Raw genomic sequence first — 12,173 nt, 5'->3', positions numbered from 1 at the left:
TGTCATCCATACACTCTTCCCAGAGGACAAATGATGACGCTCTTTTCCAGCCAACCCGGCGACGAAGGACTGCCTGGCCCGGCGCGCGCACGGGTGATGGCCGCAATAATGACCACCACCTTAATGGGCGTGTTTGATGGCACCATGATCAACATTGCCCTGCCCTCAATGGCTCAGGATTTGCAGGTACCTGCCGGTATTGCCGTCTGGTTCGCCAACGGGTATCTGCTGGCGGCTGCGATGACGCTGGCGATATTCGCGGCGCTTGCGGCCCGTCTGGGTTATCGCCCCGTATTTCTGGCGGGCCTGACGACCTTTACCCTGACATCACTGGGTTGCGCGCTGGCGAATAAGCCCGAAGTGCTTATCGGTATGCGCGTGCTTCAGGGGCTCGGCGGCGCGGCGACGCTGAGTATTGCCCCCGCAATACTCAGGTCCGTATTTCCCGGACGATTACTTGGCCGCATTCTGGGGTTCCATGCCCTGCTCATTGCCTCCAGCTCCGCTATCGGCCCGGTATTGGGCGGTACGATCCTTCACACCCTGAGCTGGCAATGGCTGTTTGCGATAAACGTTCTTCCCGGCACCCTCGCCTTACTGCTGGCGGTCAGAGCGCTGCCGCGGGATGCGATCCGTATGCAGGCGCCCTTCGACACCGTGGGCGCCATATTGTCGGCGCTGCTGTTGGGTTCGACGATCATGGCGGCGAACAGCCTACAGAACGCTACTTCTCAATTCGGCAGCCTTTGCTGGATGGCTCTCGCTGCGCTGAGCGGCATGGCTTTTATCTGGCAAATCCGCCGTACGGGTCATCCCTTACTGCCGCCGAGCATGTTTAAAAATGAACGTTTTACCCTCGCGGCTTTCACGTCAATGGTTGCTTTTGTCAGCCAGGGGATCACCTTTATTGCGCTACCCTTCCTGTTTCAGAGCGAATACGGCTACAGTCCGGTAGTGTCTGCCCTGCTGTTTACGCCGTGGCCGTTAGGGATCGTGCTGATTGCGCCGCATGCAGGCCGTTGGGCGGACACGATATCAGCCCCGGCGATATCAACCCTGGGGCTGGTGATTTTTGTCGTCGGTTTGATCCTGCTGGCGACGTTACCCGCCTGCCCTTCAATGTGGGATATCTGCCTGCGAAGTCTGGTGTGCGGAATAGGGTTTGGCTGCTTTCAGAGTCCCAATAACCGGGAAATGCTCTCAAACGTTATTCGTGAGCACGCGAGTTATGCGTCCGGTGTTTTATCCATTATGCGCACTTTCGGGCAGTGCCTGGGAGCCGCCGCCGTAGGCGTTCTGCTGGCAGCAGATGAAAGGTCAATTCATGTTGCGCTGTGGAGCGCCGCCGCGGCCTCTGCGGTATCGGTCGTCGTCAGCGCGAGCCGGTTGCGTAAAATCACTCATCCTGCGGAAACAGGATAAGTGCGAAAATATCACTAAACGCTACTACTCCAGCGCCAGCAACGCAAAACGCCGATCCCGCAACCAAAGAGGAGTCCTCCGTCGGAGTTCAATAGACTAACAGAATGCTATAACTTCTTATTTATCAAGGGAAAATTGAGTTGGGTAGACGTCAGAAGACTTGAGTTTGGAGCGGGCGAAGGGAATCGAACCCTCGTATAGAGCTTGGGAAGCTCTCGTTCTACCATTGAACTACGCCCGCGAAGAGGTGCGAAAAGCATTATAGCCCTTACGCACCCTGTGACAAGCCCGCCGGATGCTGACTGGCGATAAAATAACCTTTTAGCACTTAGGCTTACTGCCCTGCGGCGGCAGGTAGCGCAGCGGATCGATGGCCGTCGCCCGATAGCGGATCTGGAAATGCAGACGCACTGAGTCGGCATCCGTACTGCCCATGGTGGCGATTTGCTGGCCGGCCTTCACGCTCTGGCCGTTATTCACCATCAGCTTATCGTTGTGGGCATAGGCGGTGATGTAATCCTCGCTGTGCTTAATCATGATCAGGTTGCCGTAGCCGCGCAGCTGGTTGCCGACGTAGACCACCTTGCCCGCCCCGGCGGCGTACACGGGCTGGCCGCGAGTCCCGGCGATATCAATGCCTTTATTGCCGCCATCGGCGGTGGAATAAGGCAGGACCACTTTGCCGCTGGTCGGCCAGCGCCAGCAGCGCTGTCCCACCGGCGGCCAGGAGGACTGAGGTACCGCGGACGAAGGCGTGACCGCCGCCGTGCGCGTGGAGGAAGATTTTTTCTTCGTTGTCTTCGTTGAACTGCTGCCGTTAAGCTTCAGCTTCTGCCCCACCTCAATGGTGTAAGGCGGGGAGATGTTATTCAGGCGGGCCAGATCGCGAACGCTGGTGCCGGTGGTGCGGGAGATGCCATACAGGGTATCACCGCGTTTGACGGTGTAGGTCGTACCGGAATCGGAGTTGCTGGAGCAGCCGGCCAGCGCCAGGCTTACCACCAGCATCAGTGTCATAAAAACGCGTTTCATCATCAGGCATCCTGCACTTAACACAACCACTTACCTCGCAACCAGGGCGAATATCATACCAGTCCGCGGCGCAGGGCGTCATCCCTGATGGCGAAACCAATAGCCCCCCGCCATCGAATACGGCCCGCGACGGACAGCAATTGCTGCTGGAGCCGCACGTCGTGGTGGACTTACCCGCCATGACGCGTTGCCGCTCACAGAGCGGACTCCAGGGCTTGTTTTGGTAATGCCTTTCTCCCATTTATGGGCTACCCTAGAGGCCTGAGTACATGACCCGGCGGGTTTGTGCCGGGTCATTTTTTATTTTCAGGAGTCGTCATGGCCGGGGAACACGTCATTTTACTGGATGAGCAGGATCAGCCTGCCGGTATGCTGGAGAAGTATGCCGCCCACACGCTTGATACCCCTTTACATCTCGCGTTTTCCTGCTGGTTGTTTAATCAGCAGGGGCAGTTGCTGGTCACCCGCCGTTCGCTGGGCAAAAAAGCCTGGCCCGGGGTGTGGACCAACTCCGTCTGCGGACACCCCCAGCAGGGCGAGACCTTCGAGCAGGCCGTCACGCGCCGCTGTCGCTTCGAACTCGGCGTGGAGATCGCCGACATCGTGCCGGTTCACCCGGCCTTCCGCTACCGGGCGGTCGCCCCGAACGGCATCGTTGAGAACGAAGTATGCCCGGTGTATGCCGCGCGCGTGGTGAGCGAAGTGCTGCCTAACGACGATGAAGTCATGGATTATCAGTGGGTTGACCTGGCAACGATGTTAAGCGCGCTGGCCGCCACGCCGTGGGCGTTTAGCCCGTGGATGGTGCTGGAAGCGGAAAATCGGGACGCTCGCCAGGCGCTGACCGACTTTGTTGCGCGTGTGCGCGGGTAAGCTGACTATTCTCGCAGCCGCCACCCGGCGCAAAAAGCGACTCCGTACCTGTCATCGTTGCCTGGCGGCGCTACGCTTGCACAGGCCTACGGTTCTGCGCTGTTGCGTAGCCCGGTTAAGGCATTTACGCCGCCAGCCGCGCTACGCCAGCCTTCAGGCCTCACGTCAGACATAAAAAAACCCGGCAAGCCGGGTTTTTGCATTTCACAAGACGCGATTATTTCTGCGGACGCATTGCCGGGAACAGGATCACGTCGCGGATGGTGTGGCTGTTGGTGAACAGCATCACCATGCGGTCGATACCAATACCCAGACCGGCGGTCGGCGGCAGGCCGTGCTCCAGCGCGGTCACGTAGTCTTCATCGTAGAACATCGCTTCGTCGTCGCCCGCGGCTTTCGCATCAACCTGGTCCTGGAAGCGCTGCGCCTGATCTTCGGCGTCGTTCAGCTCGCTAAAGCCGTTACCGATCTCACGGCCGCCGATGAAGAATTCAAAGCGGTCGGTGATTTCCGGGTTGACGTCGTTACGGCGCGCCAGCGGAGAAACTTCCGCCGGGTATTCGGTGATGAAGGTCGGCTGGATCAGGTGCGCTTCCGCCACTTCTTCGAAGATCTCGGTCACGATACGGCCCAGACCCCAGCTTTTCTCCACTTTGATGCCGATAGACTCAGCGATCGCTTTCGCGGAATCGAAGTTATCCAGATCCGCCATCTCGGTTTCCGGACGGTATTTCTTGATCGCTTCGCGCATGGTCAGTTTTTCAAACGGCTTGCCGAAGTCGAACACCTGGTCGCCGTAAGGCACTTCGGTGTTGCCGAGAATGTCCTGCGCCAGGGTGCGGAACAGGGATTCGGTCAGCTCGATCAGATCTTTATAGTCCGCATAGGCCATGTAGAGTTCCATCATGGTGAACTCTGGGTTATGACGAACGGAGATCCCTTCGTTACGGAAGTTACGGTTGATCTCGAAGACGCGTTCGAAACCGCCCACGACCAGGCGCTTGAGGTACAGTTCCGGCGCGATACGCAGGTACATGTCCAGATCCAGCGCGTTATGATGGGTGATGAACGGACGCGCGGAGGCGCCGCCCGGGATCACCTGCATCATCGGGGTTTCCACTTCCATAAAGCCGCGGCCAACCATGAACTGACGGATACCCGCCAGGATCTGCGAACGCACTTTAAAGGTGTTGCGCGATTCATCGTTGGAGATCAGGTCGAGGTAACGCTGACGATAGCGCGCTTCCTGATCCTGCAGGCCATGGAACTTGTCCGGTAACGGGCGCAGGGCTTTGGTCAGCAGACGCAGCTCGGTGCAGTGGATAGACAGCTCACCGGTTTTGGTCTTGAACAGCTTACCGCGGGCGGCGATGATGTCACCGAGATCCCATTTTTTGAACTGGTCGTTGTAAACGCCTTCCGCCAGGTCATCGCGCGCTACGTACAGCTGGATGCGACCGCCAACGTCCTGCAGGGTGACGAAGGACGCTTTACCCATGATACGGCGGGTCATCATGCGGCCAGCCACGGCCACTTCAACGTTCAGCGCTTCCAGCTCTTCGTTTTCTTTGGCATCGAAGTCAGCGTGCAGTTGGTCAGAGGTATGGTCACGACGGAAATCGTTCGGGAAAGCGACGCCCTGCTCACGCAGCGCAGCCAGCTTCTCGCGACGGGTTTTCAGTTCATTATTAAGGTCAATTGCCGCGTCAGCGCCCTGTGCTTGTTGTTCAGACATGTTGGTTCCTCATAACCCTGCTTTCAAACTTGCTTCGATAAATTGGTCCAGGCTGCCGTCGAGCACCGCCTGAGTGTTGCGGGTTTCCACCCCGGTACGCAGATCTTTAATACGCGAGTCATCCAACACGTAAGAGCGGATCTGGCTGCCCCAGCCGATATCGGACTTGTTGTCTTCCATCGCCTGCTTCTCGGCATTTTTCTTCTGCATCTCCAGCTCATAAAGCTTCGCTTTCATCTGCTTCATGGCCTGGTCTTTGTTCTTGTGCTGCGAACGGTCGTTCTGGCACTGCGTCACCAACCCGGTCGGGATGTGGGTAATACGCACCGCGGATTCTGTACGGTTAACGTGCTGCCCACCGGCGCCGGAGGCGCGGTAAACGTCGATGCGCAGGTCGGCCGGGTTAATTTCGATATCGATATCGTCTTCAACTTCCGGGTAAACGAACGCAGAGCTAAAGGAGGTATGACGGCGGCCGCCGGAATCGAACGGGCTCTTACGCACCAGACGATGAACGCCGGTTTCGGTACGCAGCCAGCCGTAAGCGTAATCGCCAATGATCTTGATGGTCACGGATTTAATGCCCGCGACTTCACCTTCGGACTCTTCGATGATCTCGGTCTTAAAGCCGCGCGCTTCCGCCCAGCGCAGGTACATGCGCATCAGCATGCTGGCCCAGTCCTGGGCTTCGGTGCCGCCGGAGCCTGCCTGAATATCGAGGTAGCAATCGGCGTTGTCGTATTCACCGGAGAACATGCGGCGGAACTCAAGCTGCGCCAGCTTCTCTTCCAGCGTATCCAGCTCGGCGACGGCTTCGTTGAAGGTCTCTTCGTCGTCCGCTTCCACGGCCAGATCCAGCAGGCCGGCAACGTCTTCCAGCCCCTGGGACATCTGATCCAGGGTATCTACGATGGCTTCCAGGGAAGAACGCTCTTTACCCAGCGCCTGAGCGCGTTCAGGTTCGTTCCAGACGTCCGGCTGTTCCAGCTCGGCGTTTACTTCTTCGAGACGCTCTTTCTTGGCATCGTAGTCAAAGATACCCCCTAAGAACGTCGGAGCGCTCCGTGAGGTCCTGAATGCGGTTTTTTACCGGATTTATTTCAAACATGGTCGGTTTCTTTTAATGGATTTGTCAAAATGCGGTGATAAGAGCGGAATTCTACCGGATTCGCGCCCTTATTCATACACTGTTGTCAATTTGGCCAGAGGTGATCGATGATCAGCTGCAGGCTGCGGTTGCCGCGGAACTCATTGATGTCGAGCTTGTAGGCTAACTGGACTTCACGCACGCCGTTGTCGGGCCAGATGGAAGTATCCACGTTGAAGGCGATACCGTCCAGCAGCGGGCCGCCGTCAACCGGCTCGACCATCACCTTCAGGTGACGCTCGCCCACCAGCCGCTGCTGCAGCAGGCGGAAACGGCCGTCAAACAGCGGTTCCGGGAACATCTGTCCCCACGGCCCGGCGTCGCGCAGCATCTGCGCTACTTCCATGCTCATCTCAGCCGCCGCCAGCGGCCCGTCGGAAACGACCTCGCCCTGTAACAGCGCGGGATCCAGCCACTCGGTCACCAGCTCGCCAAAGCGCTGCTGAAACTCCTCAAAGCGCGCCTCTTCCAGCGATAATCCTGCCGCCATCGCGTGGCCGCCGAACTTCAGGATCAGCCCCGGATAGAGCGTATCGAGACGCTCCAGCGCATCGCGCATATGCAGCCCCTGTATGGAGCGGCCGGAGCCTTTCAGCGTGCCGTCGCCGGTGGGCGCAAAGGCGATCACCGGCCGGTGGAAACGTTCCTTAATTCGCGAGGCGAGGATGCCGACCACCCCCTGGTGCCACTGCGGATGGTACATCGCCAGCCCGCCGGGCAGGGTATCGCTACTGCGTTCCAGCTGCTGACAGAGCGTTAGCGCTTCCGCCTGCATCCCCTGCTCGATCTCTTTGCGCGTCTGGTTGAGCGCGTCAAGCTCATTGGCTAACACGCGCGCTTCGCCAATGTTATCGCACAGCAGCAGCGCGACGCCGACCGACATGTCGTCCAGCCGCCCCGCCGCGTTCAGGCGCGGCCCGAGGGCAAAACCGAGGTCGCTGGCCGCCAGCTTTTGCGGATCGCGGTTGGCAATCTCCAGCAGCGCCTTAATGCCGGGCCGACATTTGCCGGCGCGAATGCGGCTTAACCCCTGCCAGGTGAGAATACGATTGTTAGCATCCAGCGGCACGACGTCGGCAACGGTGCCAAGCGCCACCAGATCCAGCAGCTCGGCAAGGTTCGGCGCGGCGATGCCGCGGGCATCGAACCAGCCGTTATCACGCAGAAAGGTGCGCAGCGCCAGCATCAGATAGAACGCCACCCCGACCCCGGCCAGCGATTTCGACGGAAAGTCGCAATCGCGCAGGTTAGGGTTAACGATGGCCTCCGCCGCCGGTAGCGTCTCCCCCGGCAGGTGGTGATCGGTTACCAGCACCGGGATCCCCAGCGCATGGGCATGATCGACGCCGGCATGGGACGAGATCCCGTTGTCGACGGTCATGATCATCTGCGCGCCGCGGGCGTGGGCCTGATCGACCACTTCCGGGCTCAAGCCGTAGCCGTCTTCAAAACGGTTCGGCACCAGGTAGGAGACGTTGCCGTAGCCCAGCGCGCGCAGGGCCAGCACGCTGAGCGCGGTGCTGGTGGCGCCGTCGGCGTCAAAATCGCCGACTACGACAATGTGCAACCCTTTCTGGAAAGCGTCGTGCAGCATCCCGACCGCTTTTTCAACGCCGGTGAGCTGCGTCCACGGCAGCATGCCTTTGACGCTGCGCTCCAGCTCCTGGGCGCTGCGCACCCCGCGGCTGGCATACAGCCGCTGCAGCAGCGGCGGCAGATCGGCGGGTAAATCGACGCCGTCAACCGCCTCGCGGCGGCGTAGTTGTATCTGTTGTTTCACGCGAATCAGTTACCGCTTGTCTGTTTTTTATGCTCGTCGAGGAACGCCTTCAGCTCTTTCGGCCCCTGATAGCCCGGCAGCACCATGCCGTTGCTGAGGACCATCGCCGGGGTACCGTTGACGCCCATCTGCACGCCAAGGGTGTAGTGTTTAGCGATATCCACGCTGCAGCTCGCCGGCTGCACGCCCTTGCCGTTCATAGCGTCATCCAGCGCTTTGTTGCGATCTTTCGCGCACCAGATGGCCTTCATGTCCTGCTCCGCCTGGCTCTGCAGTCCCTGGCGCGGGAAGGCGAGATAGCGCACGGTGATCCCCAGCGCGTTGTAGTCGCTCATCTGCTCATGCAGCTTGTGGCAATAACCGCAGGTGATGTCGGTGAAGACGGTAATGACGTGCTGCTCCTTCGGCGCTTTGTAGACAATCATTTCGTTGCTCAGCGCGTTCAGTTTACCCAGCAGCAGCTGGTTAGTGACATTGACCGGCTGCGCGCCGCTCACGTCGTACATCGGCCCCTGGATGATGTGCTTGCCGTCGTCGGTGACATACAGTACGCCGCTGTCGGTCAGCACCGTGCTCATCCCGGAAACCGGCGACGGTTGAATATCGGTGCTCTGCACACCCAGCTTCGCCAGCGACTGTTTAATTGCCGCGCTATCGGCATGCGCCGCCCCGGAAAGGGAAGCCGCCAGCAGGGTGAACATCAATAAACCTTTTTTCATACTCAGTCCTTTTGTTCAGCACTCACGCCCGCGGGTGGTGCTGTTGATGAAGTTGTCGCAGACGCTCGGTCGCCACGTGGGTGTAGATCTGCGTGGTGGAGAGATCGCTGTGTCCTAACAGCATCTGCACCACGCGCAGGTCGGCGCCATGATTGAGCAAATGCGTGGCGAACGCATGGCGCAACACGTGCGGGGAGAGCTTTTCGCTGTCGATCCCCGCCAGCACGGCATAGTGTTTAATCCGGTGCCAGAAGGTCTGACGCGTCATCTGCTGGGCGCGCTGGCTGGGAAATAAGACATCCGACGCCACGCCGTTCAGCAGCCAGGGGCGACCATACTCGAGGTAATTTTCCACCCACAGTACCGCCTCTTCCCCCAGCGGCACCAGCCGCTCTTTGTTGCCTTTGCCCACCACCCGCAGCACGCCCTGTCGCAGGCTGATGTCGCTCATCGTCAGCCCCACCAGCTCCGAGACGCGCAGGCCGGTGGCATACAGCACCTCCAGCATCGCTTTGTCGCGCAACTCCAGCGGCTGCTCCACCAGCGGGGCCTGCAGCAGACGCTCAACCTGCGCCTCACTGAGATCCTTCGGCAGCCGCTGCGGCAGCTTCGGCGAGGCCAGCAGCGCGCTGGGGTCGTCCGGGCGAATTTTTTCCCGGTACAGATGCTGGAAGAGACGACGCACGGCGCTCAGCAGGCGCGCGGTGCTGGTGGCTTTATAGCCGCCGGACTGCCGCTCGGCCAGCAGCGCCTGCAGGTCGTCGCTGCCGACGCTTGCCAGCGACAGGCCGCGATGGTGCAGCCACTCCACCAGCATCGTCAAATCGCGACGGTAGGCGCTGAGCGTATTCTCCGCCAGATTGCGCTCCAGCCAAAGGGCATCGAGAAACTGTTCGATTAGTGCCAGATCCTGTTTCACATCGGCCTCTTTGTTCGTTAAACGCTCTCATTATGCCTTAAGAGGACGCCTTTCTGGTACACTGCCCGCCATTCACAGCAAGAATCGAGATGTTTACGCGATGAATATAGGTCTGTTTTACGGCTCCAGTACCTGCTACACCGAAATGGCCGCGGAGAAAATCCGCGATATCATCGGCCCTGAGCTGGTGACGTTGCACAATCTGAAAGATGACTCCCCCGCCCTGATGAGCCAGTACGATGTACTGATCCTCGGCATCCCGACCTGGGATTTCGGCGAAATTCAGGAAGACTGGGAAGCGGTTTGGGACCAGCTGGACACCCTGGACCTGGAGGGCAAAATCGTCGCGCTGTACGGCATGGGCGATCAGCTGGGCTATGGCGAATGGTTCCTTGACGCGCTGGGCATGCTGCATGACAAGCTGGCGACCAAAGGCGTGAAGTTTGTCGGCTACTGGCCAACCGAAGGCTATGAGTTCACCAGCCCGAAACCGGTGATCGCTGATGGCCAACTGTTCGTTGGCCTGGCGCTGGATGAAACCAACCAGTACGACCTGAGCGACGAGCGCATCCAGAGCTGGTGCGAGCAGATCCTCGGCGAAATGGCCGAACACTTCTCCTGACGCCGCTTACTCCTGCGCCGGTTTTTGCAGCACCAGCCGGCGCAGATCCCGCCACTCTCTGGGATCCATGCTGTCCGCCGCCAGCCACAGATGCTGACCGCGTCGGGTATCGACATGGCGCAAACGCAGCAGCATACCGCTGTTGATGACCCACGGCGTCCCGAGGATCTCCCATTCGGCGTTTTGCCAGCGCAGCCGGGAATCGGTGAGCAGTTTTATCTCCCCGCGACGGGCATGGATCCGTCGCTGGCTGCGCACACAGTCAAAGACCACCAGCGACAGCAGCAGCAGCCAGATCGGGGTGTAGCTTAACGGCCAGGGAACCAGCAGCACCAGCGCCGCCACAACGCCGTGGAGCAGCAGGGAAAACCACTGCGCGCGCCAGGAGATACGGAGATCAGATTGCCACAGGACCACGTTCCCGATTCCGTGTTTGAATTAAGGTTACCATCCGCTGCAGCTCCGCATCGGCCGGTTTGCCGTGGTTCATCAGCCAGTTGAACAGATCCGGATCGTCATTTTCCAGCAGGCGAATGAACAGCTGTTTGTCAGCGTCGCTGAGGGTATCGTACTCATACTCAAAGAACGGCATGATGGAGATGTCGAGTTCGCGCATCCCGCGGCGGCATGCCCAGTGGATACGTGCTTTATTGTTAATGTCCATGTTGACCTTCCAGCAGCAAAATATAGGTTAGTTTAACCCGTTTTCTGCCGTAACTTTACAGGAATATCGCTGAATGCGAGCATCCTTCCATAAAAACCATAAAATAATGATGGGCTTATTGTTTTCCCGCGTCAGGCCGTCGCCAAACGTCAGCGCACAAATGGCCTGTTGAAAGCGCTTGCAATGCACTATAGCTCTTTTACCATTGGTCACACACACTGCGTTAAGCGATTCAGGATATGACTATGGCTTTTACACCTTTTCCTCCGCGTCAGCCTTCCTCTTCCGCTCGTCTGCCGTTAACGCTGATGACCCTGGATGACTGGGCGCTGGCGACAATTAGCGGACCGGACAGCGAAAAATATCTGCAGGGGCAGATTACCGCCGATGTGAGCAGTCTCACCGATGCCCAGCATCTGCTTGCCGCCCACTGTGACGCCAAAGGCAAGATGTGGAGCAACCTGCGCGTATTCCGCCGCGACGGCGGCTTCGCGTGGATTGAGCGCCGCAGCCTGCGCGACGCGCAGCTGACCGAGCTGAAAAAATATGCCGTCTTCTCCAAAGTCACCATCGCCGCCAACGACGATCTGGTTCTGCTGGGGGTGGCCGGCTTCCAGGCGCGCGCCGCGCTGGCGCCGCTGTTCGCCGCCCTGCCCGACGCCGCGACGCCGGTGATTAGCGAAGGCGCCACCAGCCTGCTGTGGTTTGAACACCCGGGCGAACGCTTCCTGCTGGTGACCGATGTCGACACCGCCAATCGCGTCACCGACGCGCTGCGCGGCGAAGCGCAGCTCAACAACAGCCAGCAGTGGCTGGCGCTGAATATTGAAGCCGGTCTGCCGGTTATCGACAGCGCCAACAGCGGGCAGTTCATTCCGCAGGCCACCAACCTGCAGGCGCTGGGCGGTATCAGCTTCAAAAAAGGGTGCTATACCGGCCAGGAAATGGTCGCCAGGGCGAAATTCCGCGGCGCCAATAAGCGCGCGCTGTGGACGCTGTCAGGTACCGCCAGCCGGGTGCCGGAGGCCGGAGAAGATCTGGAGCTGAAGATGGGCGAAAACTGGCGCCGCACCGGTACGGTGCTTGCGGCGGTTCAGCTGGATGATGGCCAGCTGCTGGTGCAGGTGGTGATGAATAACGATATGGAGCCGGACAGCGTGTTCCGCGTGCGCGACGATGCCGGCAGCCTGCGCCTTGAACCGCTGCCCTATTCGTTGGAAGACGCGTAATAAAGCGTTATGACTCCCGGCTTGCGGCGCT

At 59.4% G+C, this 12,173-nt stretch carries 12 protein-coding genes and 1 tRNA gene; 4 read left to right on the top strand and 9 right to left on the bottom strand.

The features are described from left to right. Nucleotides 1-33 precede the first annotated feature (33 nt). Nucleotides 34-1,422, top strand: coding sequence for an MFS transporter (locus L2I46_RS04925; protein ID WP_236947623.1), 1,389 nt, complete (start codon nucleotides 34-36; stop codon nucleotides 1,420-1,422). A gap of 167 nt (nucleotides 1,423-1,589) precedes the next feature. Here L2I46_RS04925 and L2I46_RS04920 read toward each other — a convergent pair. Beyond that, a tRNA-Gly gene (locus L2I46_RS04920) sits at nucleotides 1,590-1,663 on the bottom strand. Between the two features lie 80 nt (nucleotides 1,664-1,743). Beyond that, entirely contained in the window at nucleotides 1,744-2,457 is a 714-nt protein-coding gene (gene actS / locus L2I46_RS04915) for an amidase activator ActS (protein WP_023290963.1), read from the bottom strand. A gap of 315 nt (nucleotides 2,458-2,772) precedes the next feature. Between actS and idi the strand changes: the two genes are divergently transcribed. Continuing rightward, nucleotides 2,773-3,327 (top strand): isopentenyl-diphosphate Delta-isomerase, encoded by a 555-nt coding sequence (idi, locus tag L2I46_RS04910; RefSeq protein ID WP_032454025.1) that lies wholly within the window; start codon nucleotides 2,773-2,775, stop codon nucleotides 3,325-3,327. A gap of 217 nt (nucleotides 3,328-3,544) precedes the next feature. Here idi and lysS read toward each other — a convergent pair whose 3' ends face one another. From lysS to xerD, 5 genes are all read right to left on the bottom strand, one after another. Then, on the bottom strand, nucleotides 3,545-5,062 hold the full coding sequence (gene lysS / locus L2I46_RS04905; RefSeq protein ID WP_008806422.1) for a lysine--tRNA ligase: 1,518 nt from the start codon (nucleotides 5,060-5,062) through the stop codon (nucleotides 3,545-3,547). A gap of 9 nt (nucleotides 5,063-5,071) precedes the next feature. Then, nucleotides 5,072-6,170, bottom strand: a protein-coding gene (prfB, locus tag L2I46_RS04900) for a peptide chain release factor 2 (RefSeq protein ID WP_101862173.1) whose coding sequence is annotated in 2 segments (ribosomal slippage) — nucleotides 5,072-6,094 and nucleotides 6,096-6,170 — 1,098 coding nt in all. Because the reading frame shifts where the segments join, the coding sequence is not laid out codon by codon here. 85 nt (nucleotides 6,171-6,255) lie between these two features. Beyond that, complete coding sequence (gene recJ, locus L2I46_RS04895; protein WP_032454029.1) at nucleotides 6,256-7,989, bottom strand: single-stranded-DNA-specific exonuclease RecJ; 1,734 nt, start codon at nucleotides 7,987-7,989, stop codon at nucleotides 6,256-6,258. A gap of 5 nt (nucleotides 7,990-7,994) precedes the next feature. Beyond that, nucleotides 7,995-8,708: a bifunctional protein-disulfide isomerase/oxidoreductase DsbC gene (dsbC, locus tag L2I46_RS04890; protein ID WP_002916301.1), complete on the bottom strand. Its 714-nt coding sequence runs from the start codon at nucleotides 8,706-8,708 to the stop codon at nucleotides 7,995-7,997. Nucleotides 8,709-8,730: 22 nt separating this feature from the next. Further along, nucleotides 8,731-9,627, bottom strand: a complete 897-nt coding sequence (gene xerD / locus L2I46_RS04885) for a site-specific tyrosine recombinase XerD (protein WP_105490963.1) — start codon at nucleotides 9,625-9,627, stop codon at nucleotides 8,731-8,733. 100 nt (nucleotides 9,628-9,727) lie between these two features. On the opposite strand from xerD, the gene fldB reads away from it, so the two are divergent. Continuing rightward, nucleotides 9,728-10,249, top strand: a complete 522-nt coding sequence (fldB, locus tag L2I46_RS04880) for a flavodoxin FldB (protein WP_004205324.1) — start codon at nucleotides 9,728-9,730, stop codon at nucleotides 10,247-10,249. A 6-nt stretch (nucleotides 10,250-10,255) separates the two neighbouring features. Here the strand turns inward: fldB and L2I46_RS04875 are convergent, their stop codons facing one another. Both L2I46_RS04875 and sdhE read right to left on the bottom strand, forming a co-directional pair. Beyond that, nucleotides 10,256-10,666: a protein YgfX gene (locus L2I46_RS04875; protein WP_236947582.1), complete on the bottom strand. Its 411-nt coding sequence runs from the start codon at nucleotides 10,664-10,666 to the stop codon at nucleotides 10,256-10,258. Then, nucleotides 10,647-10,913 carry an FAD assembly factor SdhE gene (sdhE, locus tag L2I46_RS04870; protein ID WP_002916312.1) on the bottom strand — a complete coding sequence of 89 codons (267 nt, stop codon included), beginning with the start codon at nucleotides 10,911-10,913 and terminating at the stop codon, nucleotides 10,647-10,649. The genes L2I46_RS04875 and sdhE overlap by 20 nt, the downstream gene beginning before the upstream one ends. A 245-nt stretch (nucleotides 10,914-11,158) precedes the next feature. On the opposite strand from sdhE, the gene ygfZ reads away from it, so the two are divergent. Continuing rightward, nucleotides 11,159-12,142, top strand: a complete 984-nt coding sequence (gene ygfZ / locus L2I46_RS04865; protein WP_102003810.1) for a tRNA-modifying protein YgfZ — start codon at nucleotides 11,159-11,161, stop codon at nucleotides 12,140-12,142. The last annotated feature ends 31 nt before the right edge of the window (nucleotides 12,143-12,173 follow it).

Source organism: Klebsiella sp. 2019SCSN059 (assembly GCF_021739525.1).
Classification (GTDB): Bacteria; Pseudomonadota; Gammaproteobacteria; order Enterobacterales; family Enterobacteriaceae; genus Klebsiella; species Klebsiella quasipneumoniae.
Note: the sequence above shows the minus strand (reverse complement) of the source record. Positions and strands in the feature narration are given on the sequence as shown.